Raw genomic sequence first — 19,461 nt, forward strand, 5'->3', positions numbered from 1 at the left:
TCAGGCCCCCGCCTTTTCTGCGGCTTTGAGCGCGCGTTTCAGGTCGTCAATTAGGTCGTCGGCGTCTTCGAGGCCAATGGACAGGCGGATCGTGCCCTGGCTGATGCCCGCGCCCGCCAGCGCGTCGTCGCTCATGCGGAAATGCGTGGTGCTGGCCGGGTGGATCACCAGGCTGCGGCAGTCGCCCACGTTGGCCAGGTGGCTGAAAACCTTGAGGGTTTCGATGAACTTCTTGCCCTGCTCGCGGTTGCCCTTGAGGTCAAAGCTGAACACCGAGCCCGCGCCGCGTGGCAGCAGCTTTTGCGCCAAGGCATGACTGGGGTGAGACTCCAGCAACGGGTGGCCCACGCGCGACACAAACGGCTGCGCGGCCAGAAATTCGACCACCTTCTCGGTGTTGCGCATGTGCTGCGCCATGCGCAGCGGCAGGGTTTCAATGCCTTGCAGGATCAGCCAGGCGGTGTGCGGGCTCATGCAGGCGCCAAAGTCGCGCAGGCCCTCGCGCCGCGCGCGCAGCAGAAAGGCGCCCACAGTGCTTTCTTCAGTGAACACCATGTTGTGAAAGCCATCGTAGGGCTGCGTGAGCTCGGCAAACTTGCCGGCCGACTTCGGACCGTCCCAGTCAAAGCTGCCGCCATCCACCACGATGCCGCCTACGACGGTGCCGTGGCCCGAGAGAAACTTGGTGGCCGAGTGGTAGACCAGATCTGCACCGTGTTCAAAAGGCTTGATGAGCCAGGGCGAGGTGAGGGTGGAGTCCACCAGTAGCGGCACGCCCGCCTCGTGCGCTATGGATGACACGGTGGGGATGTCCAGCACATCCAAGCCGGGGTTGCCCACGGTCTCGCCAAAGAACAGCTTGGTGTTGGGGCGCACCGCAGCGCGCCATCCGTCGATGTCGCCGGGCTTCACGAACGTGGTCTCGATGCCGAAGCGCGAGAGTGTGTAGTGCAGCAGGTTCTGCGATCCGCCATACAGCGCCGTGCTGGCCACGATGTGGCTGCCCGCGCCCATCAGCGTGGCAATCGCCAGGTGCAGCGCGGCCTGGCCGCTGGCGGTGGCAATGGCGCCCACACCGCCTTCCAGGGCGGCCACGCGCTGCTCCAGCACCGCGTTGGTCGGGTTGCTGATTCGGCTGTACACATGGCCGCCGCGTTCCAGGTTGAAGAGGGAGGCTGCGTGGTCGCTCGATTCGAAGACGAACGAGGTGGTCAGGTGGATGGGGGTGGCGCGTGCGCCGGTGGCAGGGTCGGGGCTCGCGCCTGCGTGCAGGGCCAGCGTGTCAAAGCCAGGGTCTGAATAACCGGGCATCGGGTGTCTCCCATGTTGTCAATGCAGGCGGGCATTGTGGGCTATATTTGGTAGCAAATTGTCTATAGCGCCTGCCGCGCTCCTCTCGCCCTCTCGGAGACCCAGCACCATGAAAGTCAGCGACATCCTTCGCGTCAAAGGCAACACCCTCTACACCGCCTCGCCCGACGAGCCGCTGGCGGGTGCCGTGGGCCTGATGGCCGAGCGCGACATCGGCTCGCTGGTGGTGATGGAGCATGGCGACCTGGTGGGCATGCTCACCTTCCGCGAAGTGATCCAGGCGCTGGTCAAAAACGGTGGCAACGTGGGCACGATGCTGGTGCGCACGGCCATGGACGATGCGCCCCTGACCTGCACGCTCGAAACCGACATGGACGAAGTGCGCCGCATGATGCTGGACCGCCACGCCCGCTACATGCCCGTGATGGACAAGCGCATGCTCATGGGCGTGATCAGCTTCTACGACGTGGCCAAAGCCGTGGTGGACAGCCAGAACTTCGAGAACAAGATGCTCAAGGCGTATATCCGCGACTGGCCTGCGGAAGAGGAAACCTTCAAGGGCGATGCGAACACGCCCTGAAGTGCCTTTCGCCCCCACGACTGCTCGCTTGCGAGCTGTTGCGTGGAGATAAAAACGGGCAGCTTTTGATCACCGTGGCTTGTGGATGCGCGCGACTTCGCGTGTCCAGCTGCTGTCCCGGGTTACTCCGTTGGGCAGGCTGAGCTTTGCTTGGCGGACATACTTCAGGATGGTTCCTCTGTGGTCCACCCAATAAGTCAGCTTGCCGGACAGGCCGCTGAACGTCTGCAAACTGGCTTCGACGCGGTACGCGTACATGGTGCCAGCAGGCACGGTCACTTGTTCGTACGCAGTCACTTTCATGTCCTGCTCCACCCATCCTGTATTGCCCAGCAGCGTAGGCGTGTTTCTTGGCAGAGTTTGCTGTGAACGGCTGACCCATCTTTTGCCAATCTGAAACTCATCTGCAGGTAGCGCCTGAAGAGGGGGGTCGAATTCGATACCCATGTCATTTCGTACGGTGCCACCAGCAAGGGTCACGACCTGTTGACCGCCGTTGACTTCGACAAAACCGTCCTTGATTGCGGTGACTCGGATGGTTTCCCGGCGTGTTTCCAGTTTGGTGAGGTAGTCGCGGTACACGTACTCGACTTCGTCTCCGACCTGAACGTCTCTTTGCGCAGAGTGGCGTCCCTGCACAGGAGTGGGGGTGATCTGGGGTTTGGATAGCTGGTCCAATCGACTTTGAGCGGCTTCACTCACCATCCCGTTGGGATAGGTCTGCAAAAACGCATAAAAATCGTCTGGGTTGCGCGATTGCTTGATGCGATCCCACTCCGTTTTCTCGCGGAGGAACAATTGATCGCGCTCTTCAGGCTTGGGTTTAGGGAGCGGTGCAATCGGCGTGGTAGCACCTGGGCCTCTGCCATCGTTGAAGACAAAGTCTTCTTCGAGGCTGGTGCTCTCCCACGGAATCTGTTGCCCCCGGCTTTTTTGCCGCACCTGCAGGCGCACGCGCTTGAAGACATCCTCGATGCGGGAAACCGGCTTGGCCAGTTCCTGCAGCAGGTAGCCGGTGTACAGGCCATTGCTGCCTTCGCCGTCGTCTGCGGTGTTGCCCGGTGCCGTCGCGTAGGCGAGAAAAGTCCCGGGCACGGCGTCGATTTGCGCCAACCCCTTGGCTGACGCGGTGCCGTCGTAGGGGTTGTTCCGGCAGGCATCAAGCACCAGGATGTTGACCCGGTTGCCCGCCTGCTTGAAGGCGTTGATCACCGCATCCACATCCACGGCCTGTGCGACCACATCGTTCTGTGTCTTGGGCTGTGCATCCACAGGCACCATGTAGTTGCGCCAGTTGATCTGCAGCCCGTGGCCTGCGTAGTACAGCATGCCGACCCCGTTCTTGCCCTGCAGCCGCTTGCGGGCGTCGTCAATGGCTTCGGTCATCTGGCCCCGCGATCCGTCGCGCAACTCCAGTACCTGAAAGCCCAGCTTGCGCAGCTGCTCGGACATCGCCTTTGCATCATTGGCAGGGTTGGACAGCGCGGCGGTGCCTGGGTAAGCCGAGTTGCCGATGACCAGTGCGATCCGTATGTCCACGGGGGCATTGGCCTGCGCCGAGGCCGCCAGCGCGCCCAGGGCCACCAGCCCACGCGCAAAAAACCGTTGTGCATGCCGCGATACTGCGAAGACCTGGATCACTGGCCGCTCCTCCAAACTTGTTTTGCGGGCCCACTATATCGGCATAGGTGCCGTCCGCCAATCAGAAAAGGGCGTGGCCAGCGCCTCTGCAATCCGTGCGTCTGGAATAATCCAGCCTATGAGCGGCAACACCATCGGTACCCTATTCGCAGTCACCAACTTTGGTGAATCCCACGGCCCAGCCATTGGCTGTGTGATCGACGGCTGCCCGCCCGGCATGCTCCTTTCTGAAGCCGACATCCAGGCCGACCTGGACCGGCGCCGCCCCGGCACCAGCCGCCACGTCACGCAGCGCAATGAGCCGGACGCGGTGGAGATCCTGTCGGGTGTGTACGAGGGCAAGACCACGGGCACCCCTATTGCTTTGCTGATCCGCAACACCGACCAGCGCAGCAAGGACTACAGCAACATCGCCGAAAGCTTCCGCCCGGGCCATGCCGACTACACCTATTGGCACAAATACGGCATCCGCGACCCGCGGGGCGGCGGCCGCTCTTCGGCCCGCCTCACGGCGCCCACGGTGGCTGCAGGTGCCGTGGCCAAGAAGTGGCTGGCGCAGCAATACGGCGCCGAGTTCCGCGCCTGCATGACTCAGCTGGGCGAGCTGCCCATCCCTTTCGAGAGCTGGGACCACGTTCGCAACAACCCTTTCTTTGCCCCCGTGGCCGATGTGCAGCAGTTCGAGGATTACATGGACGCGCTGCGCAAGGCGGGTGATTCGTGCGGCGCGCGCATCCGCGTGCAGGCCACCGGCGTGCCGGTGGGCCTGGGCGAGCCGCTGTATGACAAGCTCGACGCCGACATTGCCCATGCCATGATGGGCCTGAACGCGGTGAAGGGCGTGGAGATTGGCGCAGGCTTTGCCAGTGTGGCCCACCGGGGCACCATGCACGGCGACTCGATGACGCCGCAGGGCTTTCGCACCAACAACGCGGGTGGTGTGCTGGGCGGCATCAGCACGGGGCAGGACCTGGAGGTGAGCATTGCCATCAAGCCCACCAGCTCCATCATCAGCCCGCGCGAATCGATCGATGTGCATGGCAAGAGCACCGAGGTGATTACCAAGGGTCGTCACGACCCCTGCGTGGGCATTCGCGCCGCTCCGATTGCCGAGGCGCTGCTGGCGCTGGTGGTGATGGAGCATGCCCTGCGCCACCGCGCCCAGTGTGGCGACGTGGTGCCGCCCGTGCCGCCCATCCAGGCCTCGTTTCTGTAACACCAACTCTTACCGTCCCAGGGGCGGTCCCTCTGTATGAGCAACCGCTTGTTCCGGGCCTTCCGCCGCCGGGCGCTGGCCGCATTGGCCGTCCCGCTGTGGCTGGCGGGCTGCGGCAGCATGGCGCCCACCGCACCCGTGGCGGGCAGCGCGCCGTCCCACATCGATATCACCCTCATCGGCTTCAACGACCTGCACGGTAACCTGGAGCCGCCCCACATGGCGCACCGGGTGCAAGGGCCTGCGGGCCCGGTGCTGGCGCCTGCCGGGGGCATGGCCTACTTCGCCAGCGCCATGGCGGCCCTCAAGGCACAGTCCCGCCACCACGCGGTGGTGTCGGCGGGCGACATGGTGGGCGCCTCGCCGCTAGTGTCGTCGCTGTTCCTGGACGAGCCCACGATTGAAGCGGTCAATCGCATGCAGATCGACTTCAGTGCGGTCGGCAACCACGAATTCGACCGGGGCTGGCGCGAGCTGCTGCGGCTGCAGAACGGTGGCTGCGAGAAATTCACCTCGCGCGAGCCCTGCCGCATCAGCAAGCCTTTTCAGGGAGCCCAATTTGGCCTGCTGGCGGCCAACACGGTGCGCGAGGATGGACGCACCCTGCTGCCCGCCACGGGGCTCAAGCGGTTTACTGAAGGCGGCGTCACCATCACCATGGGGTTTATTGGCCTCACGCTGCAGGCCACGCCGACCATGGTCAGCCCTTCAGGCGTGGCAGGGCTGCGGTTTGAAGACGAGGCTGCCACGGCCAATGCGCTGATCCCGAAACTCAAGGCCCAGGGCGCCGATGTGATCGTGGTGGCCATCCATGAAGGTGGCGGCACCACCGCCGGCGTGCAGGAGACCAGCTGCGCAGGCCTGTCGGGTGACATCGTGCCCATCCTGGAGCGTCTGGACCCGGCAGTGGATGTGGTGGTGTCCGGCCACACGCACCAGGCTTATGTTTGCGACTACAGCCGTGTGAACCCGGCCAAGCCGTTCTTGCTGACCAGTGCAGGCCAGTACGGCACGCTGCTCACCGACATCCAGCTGCGCGTGGATACGCAGACCCGCCGCGTGATCCGCAAGGCGGCGCGCAATGTGGTGGTGCAGGGCGAGGCCTTCACGGGCGCCCAGGGCCTGGTGCCCCTCACGAGCGCCGTGCCGACCTTTCCCGCCGATCCCGGGGTGCAGAAAATCATCGACACCTACCGCGCCGCTGCCGTGCCGCTGGCCCAGCGGCCCGTGGGGCAGGCGAGGGGCCCCATGCGCCGCCAGCCCAACGCGGCGCTGGAGAGCGTCTTGGGCAATCTGGTGGCCGACGCCCAGCTGCTGGCCACGCGCTCGCCCGAAGACGGTAGTGCGCAGTTGTCGTTCATGAACCCCGGCGGCCTGCGTGCCGACCTGGTGCCGGATGAACAAGGGCTGGTGCGTTATGGCCAGCTGTATGCGGTGCAGCCCTTTGGCAACCAACTGGTGGTCAAGACCTTCACGGGTGCGCAGATCCGCGCAGTGCTGGAGCAGCAGTTCGCCAGCGCGGGCAATACGGTGCAGCGGCCCCGGGTGCTGTCGGTGTCCAGCGGCTTCAGCTACCGCTACGACCTGAGCCAGCCCGCCGGGGCGCGCATCAGCCACATGGCGTTGAACGGTGCGCCGATGACAGACACGCAGTCAGTGCGTGTGGTGATGAGCAGCTTTCTGGACAGCGGCGGGGACAACTTCACGGTGCTGACGCAAGGCCAGGACCGGCGCGTGGGCGAGCTGGACCTGGATGCGCTGGAGGCGTACTTCCGCCAGCAGAGCCCGGTGGCGCCACCCGCGACGGACCGCATCATGCGCGTGGGCCGCTGAGGCGGGGCCGCACTGCGGTCGTGGCTTAGGTCATTCGCTGAGGCATGGGTCAGCTGCGGCGGCGCAGCGCACCCAGCCATTGCAGCGGGTTGAAGCCGGTGACCAGCCCGGTCGCCACCAGCACCAGCGCGCCGCCCCAGAGCATGCCTGGCCCCAGGGCCTCGCCCAGAAAAATATGGCCCCAGGCCACGCCAAACAGCGGGATCATGAAGGCCGAACTCATGGCGGCCACCGGCGAGACATGCTTGAGCACCCGCAGGTTCAGCCAATATGCCAGGCCCGAGGTCACGATGCCCATCACCGCCACGGCGGCCAATGCCCCAGGCGTGAAACGCGCTTCAGGCAGGCTCCAGGCCGCGCCCGGCAGCAGCAGCACCAGGGCCGCGGCGTGGATGCCCGCCGCAATCGACAGCGGCGACATGCGCTGGGTGGCACGTTTCATCCAGGTGGTCGAGATGCCGTAGCAGGCCGATGCCGTCACGCAGGCCACCGCCGCCAGCAGCAGGGCGGGGGTTGGCTCCACCGGCCCCAGCTGTACGATGAGCGCCACCCCGGCGAAACCGCTGATGCAGCCCAGCCATTTGCGTGCACTCAGCGTGTCTTCCTTCATCCAGGCGGCGGCGATCACGCCAAATGGCACGGCCATGGTGTTGAGCAGCGAGCTGTAGCCAGCAGGCAAATGCAGGGCCGCCCAGGCGTACATCGAAAAGGGCAGGGCGACGGTGAGCGTGCCCAGACCGAACAGCTCGCGCCAGTGGCGCCAGGGCCAGGACTCGTTGGCAATGCGCATGATGCCAATCAGCGTGAGCGTGGCCAGGCCAATGCGCAGCGCAGCCATCACATTGGGGCCCAGCACGGGGCTGGCGACGCGGATGAAGAGGAACGAGGCGCCCCACAGGGCAGACAGCAGCACCAGCTGCAGGAAGTGGCGGGTTTTCACCGCAGGGATTGTCGGGCACGGGCGCAGGGCGTGCTGCTGGCTCGAACGAAAAATATCGAGCCAAAATGGCTTTCTGAGCGCGCCCAGTAAGCCTTGGTAGCTATATTTTCAGGAGTGAATGGCCTTGTAGCTTCGGGGGCAGCGCTGCGTGTTGTCCAGGCAGGGCAGGTGGGTGGCTTGTTTTTGCTATGCTATTGATAGCTATCGGTGCTTGATGGGCGCGCGGTGGTGGCCAAAAAAGCTTGAACTCATGCCTGCTGGGCAACTGGGGCGCGGTGCGCGGCTACTTGCGCACTTCATCGACCATGGCGCGGAAGTCGTCGATGTCTTCAAAGCTGCGGTACACGCTGGCAAAGCGAATGTAGGCCACCTTGTCGAGCTTCTTGAGTTCGCGCATCACCAGCTCGCCAATGCGGCTGGAGATCACCTCGCGCTGGCCCAGGTTGAGCAGCTTTTCTTCAATGCGCTCAATGGCCGTGTCGATCTGGTCGGTGCTCACGGGGCGCTTGCGCAACGCCAGGTTGAACGAGCCGAGCAGCTTGCTGCGGTCGTATTCAATGCGCCGACCGTCTTTCTTGACGATGGCCGGGAAGTTCACTTCCGGCCGCTCGTAGGTGGTGAAGCGCTTGTCGCACGCGCCGCACTGGCGGCGGCGGCGGATGAAGACCCCATCCTCAGACACCCGCGTTTCAACGACTTGCGTTTCGAGGTGGCTGCAGAAGGGGCACTTCATGGACGCTGAGAACCGGCTTGCTTAGCGGTAGACCGGGAAACGTGCGGTCAGGGCGTTGACCTTGGCGCGCACGGCGGCGATGTTGGCTTCGTCGCGGGGGTTGTCCAGCACGTCGGCAATCAGGTTGGCCGTGATGCGGGCTTCTTCTTCCTTGAAGCCGCGCGTGGTCATGGCGGGGGTGCCAATGCGCACGCCGCTGGTCACCATCGGCTTTTCAGGGTCGTTGGGGATCGCGTTCTTGTTGATGGTCATGTGGGCAGCACCGAGCACGGCCTCGGCTTCCTTGCCGGTGATGCCCTTGGCGCGCAGGTCCACCAGCATCACGTGGCTTTGCGTGCCGCCGGACACGATGCGCAGGCCGCGTGCGGTCAGCGTCTCGGCCACGACCTTCGCGTTCTTGGCCACTTGCTCTTGATAAGCCTTGAACTCGGGCTGCATCGCTTCCTTGAAGGCCACGGCCTTGGCTGCGATCACGTGCATCAGCGGGCCGCCTTGCAGGCCGGGGAAGATGGCGCTGTTGATGGCCTTTTCGTGCTCAGCCTTCATCAGGATGATGCCGCCACGGGGGCCGCGCAGGCTCTTGTGCGTGGTCGATGTCACCACGTCGGCGTGGGGCACGGGGTTGGGGTACACGCCCGCAGCGATCAGGCCGGCGTAGTGGGCCATGTCCACCATGAAGATCGCGCCGATTTCCTTGGCGATCTTGGCGAAGCGCTCGAAATCGATGTGCAGGCTGTAGGCGGATGCACCAGCCACGATCAGCTTGGGCTTGTGCTCGCGGGCCTTGGCTTCCATCGCGTCGTAGTCAATGGCTTCGTTCTTGTCCAGGCCGTAGCTGACCACGTTGAACCACTTGCCCGACATGTTCAGCGGCATGCCGTGGGTCAGGTGGCCGCCTTCGGCCAGGCTCATGCCCATGATGGTGTCGCCGGGCTTGAGGAAGGCCAGGAACACGGCTTCGTTGGCAGATGCGCCGCAGTGGGGCTGCACGTTGGCGGCATCGGCGCCGAAGATCTTCTTGACGCGGTCGATGGCCAGCTGCTCGGCCACGTCCACATGCTCGCAGCCACCGTAGTAGCGCTTGCCGGGGTAGCCTTCGGCGTACTTGTTGGTCAGCTGGGTGCCTTGCGCCCACATCACGGCGGGGGAGGCGTAGTTCTCGCTGGCGATCAGCTCGATGTGGTGCTCTTGCCGGGCGTTTTCAGCCTGGATGGCGGCAAAGAGTTCGGGATCGGTTTGCTCGACAAGAATATTGCGGTCGTACATGGTTTGGCAGTCCTAAGAACTTGTGTCCCTTGAAACAAGGGCTGCCCAGGCGAACGGCTGAACGCAGCGGGTGGCCCCGTGCGGCACGCTTCCCAGTGGTTCACAAGGGGCGGGCCCTTGCCGGTTTCCACGTCAGCGGCAGCACCCTGGTGTGGGATGCAGCGCCTATCGCCAGTCGCGTACCTTGCTAGTGTAGCCGACGCGGTAGCGCATTCCTCAAAGGCCCGACAGCAGGGCCACCTTGTCGGTGGCCGCCGAGGGCACCACTGCAGGGGCAGCAGCCGGGATGCTCTGCGCGGGCGCCTGGGTGGACAGCGATGGTGGGGGATTGAAAGGCATGGCCCGGCCGTTGGCCACCTGGCGCAGCCGGAAATGCTCCGCCATCACCTTCGCCGCGTAGCCACCATCGTCGGCCATGTTGGCCGCGCCCACGTAGTAGCGCAGGCCGCCCTCGACAGAGCCAGCACGCGCAATGCACTCCTGCAGCACCTTGACGCCCACGCGCAGGTTGCTCACCGGGTCAAAGGCGGCAAAGTGGCCGCCGAAGCTCTGGTACTTGTCGGTGTGCACGCGGGTCATGACTTGCATGAGGCCCTGGGCGCCCACGGCGCTCTCGGCGAACGGATTGAAGCTCGACTCGATGGCCATGATGGCCAGGATCAGCGTGGGGTCGATCTTGGCACGTGTGCCAATGTCGTAGGCCTCGGCCACCAGCACGCTGAGCGGCTCGGGGGCCACGCGGTACTTCTTGCTGAGCCAGAAGGCCACCGCTGCCTGCTCTTTGGGCAGGTCCTTGGGGTTGGCGGCCGTGGCGCGCTCGCTGGCTTCGGGCTCGATGGGCATGCCCAGCATTTCCACCTGGCGGGCTTGCAGCCAGCCCATGAGGCGCTCTTCGCCTGCCTGGCGCAGATCGGGCCGGGCCGTGAGGGCAATGATTATGAAAGCAACGGCAAGGCCGATGAGGGCAAAGCTGTTGTGGGTGATTTCAAGAAAACCTTCGGTCACATCGGCCGCGAAGGTTCGCACGCCGGAGACTATTTTTCCTGACGCTGTCATAGCTCTTCCTTTCTGAGACGCAGCGGGAAGAGGGGCAGTCGCGAGGACTGCACCTACCCGGCAATTCGCCTGGATTGGTACGCCATCAAGTCCGGGCTGCACGTCTGTGGAGTGCTTGTTGCCTGGTTTGACTTAGCCGGGGTCGGCAGCGGGTTGGGGTTTTTACTAGCCCGTTTTCGGGGCTGGCGGATTCTAGGAGGTCACTAAATGCATAGTCAATACTAACGTTTAATTTTTTTAGACACTTGAGTTATGAAAAGTATGTAAAAAATCACAGTCTCGGCAGTCTTTTGGGGGTGTGGAGTCGCCTGGCGTGGGTGGCCGTTGTGACGCCTTCATGTCAAATTCAATCGGCCGTTTGGCCGCCATTGAGAATCCGATTTGAGCCCGGCGAGCGACTTTGGTAAGGTGGAGGCGCCTGTAGATTTCAGGCATCGCCAGACGAAGCGAAGTCTCCCTCCGAGGGCATTCAGTGCCAAGGTGCAGCAGATGCCGCTTCTAAGGCACCCCCTGGAGGCAATCCCTTGCCTCCTCGCCATGTGGACCTTCATCTCCACATCGCGACCGATGGCAAAGACCGTTGTGTCAGCCGTCAAGCCCGGCGGGCAGGCCACGAGGCCCTGTCCGCCGGGCTTTCTTATTTGCTGCCGTGTTTTTGTGCTTTGTGGGGGGGAAGCTTCGCCATGCGCAAGGTTGCGATGCGTGGGGCGGGGGGCATGCGTGGTCAAGGGGTTGTTGGGGGCGCTAGATGTTCGTGGACGGCGCTCTTTCAAGGCACCCGTTGGAGGCTGTGCGGCCGCACGATTCCTGGAAAGTCCTGGGGTAGGCTCTTATATATAGATAATGGGGGTTGTTCCCTTGAGCCATGGTGGCGCGCTCGCAGTGGTGGAGTCCGCCGCCGAGAGGGGTGCTCAGCCTGCCGCCTTGCCTGGCCGTGCCTTGTGCCAGATCAGTCCGGCGGTGTGACCCCGCGCTACCCAGAGGCCCGTGGGCCGAACCCGGTGAAAATAGCTCTTTTGTGGCCTTGGCGCGCGTCTGGCACGTGGCCCTGGCCAGCCTTCAGGCTTTGCCTTCGAAGGCGCTTTGTTATCCATTGGATCCATGTTTCCATTTTTTTCCCGCAGCAAAATGTCCGACGCACCTGAAGTGAATCCGGCCCCGGCCAAAACCCAAGAGCTGCATCCGCTCGATGCGCTGACCGGCGGCGCCTTTTCTGCCGCCACCTCTGGCGAGCGCGCCTCCCGCATCCGTGACTGGCTGGCCACCCAGCCTGCGCCCGAACAGCTGCAGGAAGTCTTCAAGGAGCTGAGCGGCCGCGATAAGGGCGCTGCCCGTGCCGTGCGCGAGCGCCTCGATGAAATCCGCCGCGCCAAGGGGCAGGAAGCCATCGCTGCAGAGTGGGCCGAGAAGGCCCAGGCGCTGCTGGCAGCCCCCAAGCTCAATATTGCCGATGCCCTGGCCTGGCAGCGCGATGCCGCCAAGGCGGGTGCCCCTTTGTCGCGCGAACCGCTGTCGTTGCTCAAGGTGCAGATGGCTGACCGCGTCAAGGTCATTGAAGATCTGCAGCACCGCGTGCAGGTGCAACGCGAGGCGGCCGTGTTGCTGGCCCAGCGCATCGAAGTGCTCTCAACCAAGCCTTGGCGCGACGCCCATGCTGCGCTGGAGTTGCTGCGCGCCGATGTGGCTCGCTGGCAGGAGCAGGCCCAGGAACTGACGGGCGACGCCAGCTGGGTGAGCGTGGAAGCGCGCTTCCCTCCGCTTCTGGATGCCTCCCGCACCCAGCTGCTGGTGGTGTGGGAAGCTTTCCAGCCCGCCGTGGCCCAGGCCGCCGCTGCTGCTGAAGACGCCGCAGCCCCCCTGCCACCCGTGCCCGTGTGGGCCGATGAGCTGCGCGCTGCCCGTGGCCTGCCGACCGAAGCATCGGCCGCCGCTGCAGCTGCGGTCAAGCCAGCGCGTGCTGTAAGGCCCAAGGTAGCCCCTGAAGTGGTGGAAAAAGCCGCACAGGTGGTGCGCGAGGCCTTGGCCACGCTCGAAAAAGAAACGGCCGAAGGCCATGGCAAGGCCAGCGCCGGTGCTGCAGCCGCCCTGCGTGCGGTGCTCAAGGTGCACGGCAAGCACATTGACAACGCCCTGGAGCAGCAGGTGCACACGGCACTGGTCGCCGCTGGCGAGCTGGAAGGCTGGCAGCGCTGGAGTGCCGACCAGGTGCGTGAAGACCTGGTTGCCAAGGCAGAAGCCTTGCTCAACCGCCCCGAGGGTCAGGCCCTCGGCGGCCGCAAGATGCAGGAAACCCTGCGCAACCTGCGCGACCAATGGAAGCAGGCAGACCAAGGCGGCGCGCCCAACCATGCGTTGTGGAAGAAGTTCGACGAGGCCTGCAACGCTGCGCACAAGGTCGTCGAGGCATGGCTGGACAAGATCCGTACCGAGGCAGCTGAGCACAAGGCACAGCGCCTGGCGCTGATCGAGGAGGTCAAGGCCTGGGCGCAGGCCCATGCCACGTCCACCGACTGGAAGGGCATCAACCGTGCGCTGTACCAGTTTGGCGACCGCTGGCGCGAAGGTGGCCACGTGGGTGAAAAGCTGTTCGCCGAACTGCAGCCGCTGTGGAAACAGGCCATTGCCCTGGCTGCAGCGCCCCTGGAGGCTGCGCAAAAAGACAGCCTTGCCCGCCGCCACGCCATGATCGAAGAAGCAACGGCGCTGGGCGCGGCGCCCATGCTGCGCATTGACGCCGTCAAGGCCTTGCAGCAGCGCTGGCAGGGCGAGGCGCAGTCGGTGCCGCTCGATCGCAAGCACGAGCAAAAGCTGTGGGATGCCTTCCGCAAGCCCATTGACGAGGCCTTCAACCGCAAGTCGGCTGACCGTGAAAAGGCCGCCACCGAGCTGAGCGCACGCGACCGCGTGGTGCTGGAGGCCTCCAAGGCCCTGGAGGCGGCCAATGCCACGGGCGATGCGCAGCAGATCCGTGCTGCCGTGCAAGCGCTCGAAGCGGCATTGCGCGGCCAGGCCCAGGCGGCCGAAGCAGTCGCCTCTGCGCAGAAGGCGGAGCAAAGCGCAGCAGCACCGGCAGAGCAGGCTGTGGGTGGCGATGCCCCTGCGGGCGATGCAGCCACGGAGGGAGATGGTGCTGCTGCCGATGGCGAAGCGGCAGCTCCTGCAGCGGCGCCCGTGGCACCGCCCAAGCCCGCCCGCCCTGTGGTGGCGGTGCGTGGTGACGATCGCCCCGGCATGAAAAAGGACGCCCCAGCAGCCCCTGGGCGTGGTGCACGCCCAGGTGACCGCCGCGATGGCCGTCCTGGTGACCGTGATGCCGGGCGTGGTCCACGTACCGAAGGCCGATTTGGCGACCGCAACGACCGTGGTGGCCGCATGGGAGAGCGTCCTGCCTACGAAGACCGCGGCCCCCGCCTGGGTGACGTAGCGTTTCGCGCACAACGCGATGCCATGGAGCACGCGCAGCTGGCGCTGAAAAAGCTGGCGGCCCAGGCCCATGGCGAAACCCTGACCCAGTTGCTTGCCGCCTGGGACAAGCGTGACCCGGCCCAGGTCCCCAGTGCCCAGGACCTCGGTGGCCGCGTGACGGCCTCCGTGCGCACCGCGTGGGCCCAGGCGCTGTCTGCGGCACCCCAGGGCGATGCCTCCGAAGCCCTGCTGCGCCTGGAAATGGCGGCAGAGGCCCCCACGCCTGCAGAACACATCGCCGCACGGCGCATGCTGCAACTGCAACTGCTGACGCGCCGCAACGATCCGGACCCTGCTCAGACCTGGGGCCAGGATGCCGCGCGGGTGCTGGCAAGCGCCAGCGACGCGGCCAGTGCGCGGCGTCTGCAGAATGTACTGAAAACGCTGCTGCGCAAGTAAAAGAGGGTGCTCCTCGGGTGGCCGGAAGGCTGCCCGAGGATGTGCCATGCATCCAGGCATCTGCCCATGTGGGCGGATGTACTTCTGGGCTGTGTGGTGTAGTGTTGGACTGCGGTCTGGTGTGTGCCGCAGAAATGAAAAATCCCCGACATGCGGGGATTTTTTGTTGGCTTTTTCAGCGCGTTGGAGCGCTCTGAAATTTAATAATGGCGGAGAGGGCGTCTGCCAGAGTGTTATTCAATGAGGTTCCATGGTGTCCAAATTTTAGCTGTAAGTTGTTGTTTTGTATGAAGATGGTCCCAGTGTGATGCAATGGTGTCCAATGAGATGGAAGTGATGGTGGCATACTGATTGGCATACCCATTCAGGCAATCAATGGCTACCATCACTGACACCAAAGCCCGGAGCATCAAGCCAACTGATCCGGCAATTCCCCACGGCAGCATCACCGGCCTGGCCTTGCATCCCTCCAGTACGAAGGGCCACGGTAAGTGGGTCCTGCGATACGTCAGCCCCGTATCGGGTAAACGCCGAAATGCTGGCCTGGGCTCTTACCCTGAGATTGGCATCGCGGAAGTCGGTAAGCGGGCCACTGCCATGCGCATCGAACTAGCGGAGGGCAAGGACCCGCTGGAAGAGAAGGCCAAGATCGAAGACAAGCCCAAGGCTCCCACCTTCAAAGAGGCCGCTCAAATGCTTCATGGAGACCTCCTTCTTGGTTGGAAGAACCCCAAGCATGGCCAGCAATGGATCAACACCCTGCAGGAGTACGTCTTCCCAAAGCTCGGGAGCAAACTTCTGCACGAGATTCAACCGGGTGACGTTGCCGAGGTACTGAGGCCCATCTGGCTGACGAAGGCAGAAACAGCCAGCCGGGTCAAACAGCGAATCCATGCCGTGATTGCCTGGGGCTGGGCTCATGGTTACTGCCATTCGAACCCTGTGGATGTAGTGGGACACCTGCTCGCGCAGCAGCCAGGCAAAACCGTGCGGACTCAACATCACCCCGCCATGCCCTGGCGAGACATCCCAAAATTCGTGCAAAAGCACCTCAGGCCGGGAAACCGGCCTGAGGTGACACGCACGTTGCTTGAATTTGTGATTCTGACCGCCTGCCGCTCAGGTGAGGCGCGAGGGATGACCTGGAACGAGGCCGACTTCAAGAACAAGATCTGGACGATCCCTGCCGAGCGCATGAAGGCAAAGTTTCCCCATCGCGTCCCGCTGTCTCCACGGGTGATGGCGATCCTTGAAGAGCAGAAGGGCCTACACGAAACCCTCGTGTTCCCTTCGGTTCGAGACCGCGTTGAACTTTCCGACATGGCCCTCACTTCACTTCTCCGCAGGCTGAAGGCCCAGAGCGACACCCCAGGGAGGGTTGCAACCGCGCACGGTTTTCGATCTAGCTTTCGAGATTGGTGCAGCGAGAATGGGCACTCGCGTGATCTGGCTGAGCGGTCCCTAGCTCACGTCATCAAGGACAAGGTGGAGGCTGCATACCATCGCACTGACTTGCTGGAGCAGCGACGAGGCCTTATGAATGCTTGGGAGGCGTTGGTCACTGGCAAGGGGTGTGAGCAAAACTGAGCGGGTTCAGCTCATCGATGGGTTGGGGCTCGCGGGTATCGTCACGTTCGGCGGCTTCGATGTTATTGGTTCAGACGATTCATCTATGGGGTATCAGCTATCAGTCAGGCCGGTTTCGGCTCCAATCACTGTGATCCAACGCGGCAGCCACTTAGTCCGCAGCACTCGACGCGGTTTCTGCTTTTCTGGCACTGTTGGGATGGTCGGTGGTTTGAAACAATGTTGTTGACGTCGGCCTGTGCAGCGGCGCCTTCAATAAGGCGCCCCACGTTGAGAGAGTGTGCAGCCTGGGCTCTGGTTGACCCTGGTCGCGGAAAAGACCAGGCTGAGCGCACTTGTCGTCAGCGTCATGCTGCATGTAAGCCAAAGTCAGTCCGGCACGGCTTCCGATGCTTCCCTCAGTATTTCGCGACCACCATTAGCGGCAATTGCAGCTACGACAACGCCAAGCAGTAAGTCCGGGATGTTCGATCCCAGCCACATGACCAGCGCCCCGGACAGCACAATAGCACCGTTGACGATGGAGTCGTTATTGGTGAAGATTGCCGATGCCTTGAAGTTCACATCCTCACCGCGATGACGGCGCAGCAGCCTCAAGCACACTAGGTTCAAAGCCGCGTTCGCAGCAGCTATCGTCATCATAGCTGGACCCACAGGCTCCTCACCCCCGGCGAAGCGGCGTAGAACCTCCACCAACAGCAGAACGGCAAGGCCTACGAGCAGGTAGCCCGAAAGACGCGCTGCGCGCACCTTGACCATCGCCGCACGCCCGACGGCATACAAGCTGACGGCATAGACCGATGCATCGGCGAGGTTGTCCAACCCGGCGCCCATCAGCGCAGTGGAAGCGGCCCATATGCCAAGGCCTATTCCAGCAGCGGACTGTCCCAGGTTGATCAGCAACACGGTCCGCAAGATTTTTCGATCAGCCGCGTTGCTCGCGTCCAACCCACCGAGTTCGTCGTCTTCGTCGTGTTCAGCCATGTGTGTTCCTTTGAGGTCCACACATCTTTAAACCTAAAGTAGCTAGAGAGTCAAGTGTTGGCACCAAAGAGATATTGCACCTTGATCGCAAGCACCGGAAAGAGGCAAGGCATCAGGTTCAAAAGCGGTGGCGTTGTTTGCCAGCGGCTTGGGCTGTTCCGCGAAGCTCGCCCGAAAGACGAGGATATGCAGGGCTACTGCACTCTTGGCGGGGATCGTCAGTGGAAACTCGCCTTTCTTGGAGACGCACTCTTTGCGGCACACCAACCACTGCGCCTTGAGCTTGATTTCCAGCGCGCTACCCAGGAGTGAGGGCTTGAAATCAGATGAGATGTTCAAGGGGACGGCGACAGCACGGTGCGCTCTTTGCCGTAGTTGATCACCACTACGCTCTTGCAGCGAAAGCTGCGCCGCCCCACAAAAGAAGGAGCAGCAGAAAGTGCACTTGTGGGGCACTCGATGCGCGCCACCGGACGGGACCATAGGTGTACTGCGGGTGCGAAGCATCGGCAGCGCAAGTCTGGCAATGGTCGCTGATCAAGCTGCTTGACTCTACCGTGACTATAGGGTTTCCAATTCGTAATAGACCTTTGTGAGGAGAGATGATGAGTACGAAATATCCCCCCTTCCTGGAGGCTGTCATCCGGTACGGCAGCTATCCGTTAGTCATTGGAGTCACTGCGTTGGTTCTCTTTGGCGGGCTCGCTGGCGGCTGGCCGTACGTCCCTACGGTGCCACTCACGGTAGCCGCCGCCCTCGCTTGCGTCGCCCTGTTGGAGCGGCGACTGCCTTTTCATGCTGCCTGGGCCCACGACCACCGGGATAGCACTTGCGACGCGATCCACGCAGCGGTCAACCTCGTTGTGCTCCTCACTGTCCACGGCGTTGTTGCTGCACTGACACCGCTGTGGTCAGCCGGGATATTGTGGCCGGTCCAGTGGCCGTTGTGGGCGCAAGCTCTCGCCGTCGGTGTGGTTCTCGACCTCAGCCTCTATGGCATTCATCGGCTGAGCCACCGTGTCGCCTGGCTCTGGCGGTTCCACGCAATCCACCACAGCTCGGAACGCCTGTATTGGCTCAACGGAGAGCGCCGACACCCCCTGCATGCGGGGGTAATGGCTGCGCCCGGTTTGCTCGCCTTGATGCTGATGGGAGCACCGGCCATCGCCGTCGGGGCATGGCTCGGCCTGCTGGCCGTGCACCTGGCTTTCCAACACTCCAACCTGGACTACCGGATCGGGCCGCTGCGTTTTGTGATCGGTGCAGCCGAAGTGCACCGCTGGCATCACAAGCGCGAGTACGAGGATGCCCAGGTCAACTACGGTGAGTTCTGGATGGTTTGGGACCACCTCTTCGGCACCTTCCGGCTGCCAAAGCACCGGCTTGGCGCCAGCGAAGTGGGACTGAAGGAAGCGGACTTTCCGATGGACTACGGCACTCAACTGGTCTACCCCTTCCGGCGTCAGCCTGCGGCGAAAGCTGTTCGCGTTGAGGACTATGGGCGCGCCAGAGCCGCATTCCTGCGTGAGAAGGAACTTGCAGCTTCTCGCGAAGCGGCCGGCGACCGGCTCGCTGCATGGCGCGCACTTGAGCTGGCCCATATCGTGTCCCAGCCGCATCTTGACCTGCATCTGCGCAGTCACCTGGCAATGCTCGGTCTCGCATGGAGGACCTACTTCTATTCGGAGTGTTTGGCGCAGCTCATCCGTCTCACACTGTCTCCCGTGGGCCATGCCCTTGGGCGTACGCCGCCCCAGAACGTTGGCACCGGGCGCTTCGGTGTGATGGAGCGCGGGACATGGCCCTCGGAGTTGGACCCAGTCACCTTCCAGCGCCGCTGGGACGTCTGGCTATGACAGAAGAACAGAATCGCGTTGTTGGCCAAGCTGAGCGTCAATCCAAACTTCGATGCACCTGCATAGACTATTCAGTGCGCGCGATCCGTCGTCCCGGCTTTGCAGAGCGCTGTTTGAGCGAAGTCAGACGGGGTTCGGCCAAGCCATTAAGAATGCCGCACTCGCGCGTCGTGCGGGCACTGTCACAGGATCGACGCAGATCCGTCAACTCACGCTCAAGCTCTCGCAATTCCTTTATCTTGGCGCGTACCTGCGCAATATGGGAGTCCACCAGCGAGCTCACCTCGCCGCAGTCCAGCTCAGGCCGATCACGGAAACTCAGCAATTGCCGGATTTCACCGAGAGTCATGTCCTTGGCCCGGCAGCGGCGGATGAACAGCAGGCGCTGCAGGTGGGTGCTGTCATAGAGCCTGAAATTACCCTCGCTGCGCGCCGGCTCGAGCAGCAAGCCCTCGGATTCGTAAAAGCGCACCGTCTGCACCAGACAGTCCGCCCTCTTGGCCAGTTCACCGATCCGCAGCATGGTTGTTCTCCGTAAAAGCTTGACTCTATATCAACTAGAGGTTGTTCAATCATGGTATTTGGGGGAAACCC

The 19,461-nt window shown here is 63.2% G+C and carries 15 protein-coding genes and 1 riboswitch; of the genes, 6 read left to right on the plus strand and 9 right to left on the minus strand.

The annotated features are described in order from the left end of the window. On the minus strand, positions 1-1,311 hold the full coding sequence (locus tag ACSQ3O_RS08845; RefSeq protein ID WP_436138562.1) for an O-acetylhomoserine aminocarboxypropyltransferase: 1,311 nt from the start codon (positions 1,309-1,311) through the stop codon (positions 1-3). Between the two features lie 109 nt (positions 1,312-1,420). On the opposite strand from ACSQ3O_RS08845, the gene ACSQ3O_RS08850 reads away from it, so the two are divergent. Continuing rightward, positions 1,421-1,891: a CBS domain-containing protein gene (locus tag ACSQ3O_RS08850; RefSeq protein ID WP_137745752.1), complete on the plus strand. Its 471-nt coding sequence runs from the start codon at positions 1,421-1,423 to the stop codon at positions 1,889-1,891. 69 nt (positions 1,892-1,960) lie between these two features. Here ACSQ3O_RS08850 and ACSQ3O_RS08855 read toward each other — a convergent pair whose 3' ends face one another. Further along, positions 1,961-3,532 carry a caspase family protein gene (locus tag ACSQ3O_RS08855; RefSeq protein WP_436138563.1) on the minus strand — a complete coding sequence of 524 codons (1,572 nt, stop codon included), beginning with the start codon at positions 3,530-3,532 and terminating at the stop codon, positions 1,961-1,963. 118 nt (positions 3,533-3,650) lie between these two features. On the opposite strand from ACSQ3O_RS08855, the gene aroC reads away from it, so the two are divergent. Together aroC and ACSQ3O_RS08865 are read left to right on the plus strand one after the other, a co-directional pair. Next, positions 3,651-4,748 carry a chorismate synthase gene (aroC, locus tag ACSQ3O_RS08860; RefSeq protein WP_436138564.1) on the plus strand — a complete coding sequence of 366 codons (1,098 nt, stop codon included), beginning with the start codon at positions 3,651-3,653 and terminating at the stop codon, positions 4,746-4,748. 36 nt (positions 4,749-4,784) lie between these two features. Further along, entirely contained in the window at positions 4,785-6,581 is a 1,797-nt protein-coding gene (locus ACSQ3O_RS08865) for a bifunctional metallophosphatase/5'-nucleotidase (RefSeq protein WP_436138565.1), read from the plus strand. A 49-nt stretch (positions 6,582-6,630) separates the two neighbouring features. Here ACSQ3O_RS08865 and ACSQ3O_RS08870 read toward each other — a convergent pair whose 3' ends face one another. From ACSQ3O_RS08870 to ACSQ3O_RS08885, 4 genes are all read right to left on the minus strand, one after another. Continuing rightward, positions 6,631-7,530 (minus strand): DMT family transporter, encoded by a 900-nt coding sequence (locus ACSQ3O_RS08870; protein WP_436141099.1) that lies wholly within the window; start codon positions 7,528-7,530, stop codon positions 6,631-6,633. A 274-nt stretch (positions 7,531-7,804) separates the two neighbouring features. Next, entirely contained in the window at positions 7,805-8,254 is a 450-nt protein-coding gene (nrdR, locus tag ACSQ3O_RS08875) for a transcriptional regulator NrdR (protein WP_137745747.1), read from the minus strand. A gap of 21 nt (positions 8,255-8,275) precedes the next feature. After that, a complete protein-coding gene (glyA, locus tag ACSQ3O_RS08880) occupies positions 8,276-9,520 on the minus strand; it encodes a serine hydroxymethyltransferase (protein ID WP_137745746.1) in 1,245 nt (414 codons plus the stop codon). Positions 9,521-9,556: 36 nt separating this feature from the next. Beyond that, positions 9,557-9,709: riboswitch (ZMP/ZTP riboswitch) on the minus strand. Between the two features lie 27 nt (positions 9,710-9,736). Continuing rightward, positions 9,737-10,576: a transglycosylase SLT domain-containing protein gene (locus ACSQ3O_RS08885; protein WP_436138566.1), complete on the minus strand. Its 840-nt coding sequence runs from the start codon at positions 10,574-10,576 to the stop codon at positions 9,737-9,739. Positions 10,577-11,677: 1,101 nt separating this feature from the next. Here ACSQ3O_RS08885 and ACSQ3O_RS08890 point away from each other — a divergent pair. Continuing rightward, positions 11,678-14,440 (plus strand): DUF349 domain-containing protein, encoded by a 2,763-nt coding sequence (locus tag ACSQ3O_RS08890; protein WP_436138567.1) that lies wholly within the window; start codon positions 11,678-11,680, stop codon positions 14,438-14,440. 375 nt (positions 14,441-14,815) lie between these two features. Further along, positions 14,816-16,027, plus strand: coding sequence for a tyrosine-type recombinase/integrase (locus ACSQ3O_RS08895; protein ID WP_252661606.1), 1,212 nt, complete (start codon positions 14,816-14,818; stop codon positions 16,025-16,027). A 369-nt stretch (positions 16,028-16,396) separates the two neighbouring features. Here the strand turns inward: ACSQ3O_RS08895 and ACSQ3O_RS08900 are convergent, their stop codons facing one another. Further along, positions 16,397-17,011 (minus strand): cation transporter, encoded by a 615-nt coding sequence (locus ACSQ3O_RS08900; RefSeq protein WP_252661608.1) that lies wholly within the window; start codon positions 17,009-17,011, stop codon positions 16,397-16,399. Between the two features lie 42 nt (positions 17,012-17,053). Continuing rightward, positions 17,054-17,350, minus strand: a complete 297-nt coding sequence (locus ACSQ3O_RS08905; protein ID WP_436138568.1) for a hypothetical protein — start codon at positions 17,348-17,350, stop codon at positions 17,054-17,056. Positions 17,351-17,616: 266 nt separating this feature from the next. Between ACSQ3O_RS08905 and ACSQ3O_RS08910 the strand changes: the two genes are divergently transcribed. Continuing rightward, positions 17,617-18,867 (plus strand): sterol desaturase family protein, encoded by a 1,251-nt coding sequence (locus ACSQ3O_RS08910; RefSeq protein ID WP_252662248.1) that lies wholly within the window; start codon positions 17,617-17,619, stop codon positions 18,865-18,867. 67 nt (positions 18,868-18,934) lie between these two features. Here ACSQ3O_RS08910 and cadR read toward each other — a convergent pair whose 3' ends face one another. Further along, on the minus strand, positions 18,935-19,390 hold the full coding sequence (gene cadR / locus ACSQ3O_RS08915) for a Cd(II)/Pb(II)-responsive transcriptional regulator (RefSeq protein WP_252662246.1): 456 nt from the start codon (positions 19,388-19,390) through the stop codon (positions 18,935-18,937). Between the last annotated feature and the right edge of the window lie 71 nt (positions 19,391-19,461).

Origin of the sequence: Acidovorax sp. LjRoot74 (assembly GCF_964254355.1) — a bacterium.
GTDB lineage: Bacteria > Pseudomonadota > Gammaproteobacteria > Burkholderiales > Burkholderiaceae_C > Acidovorax.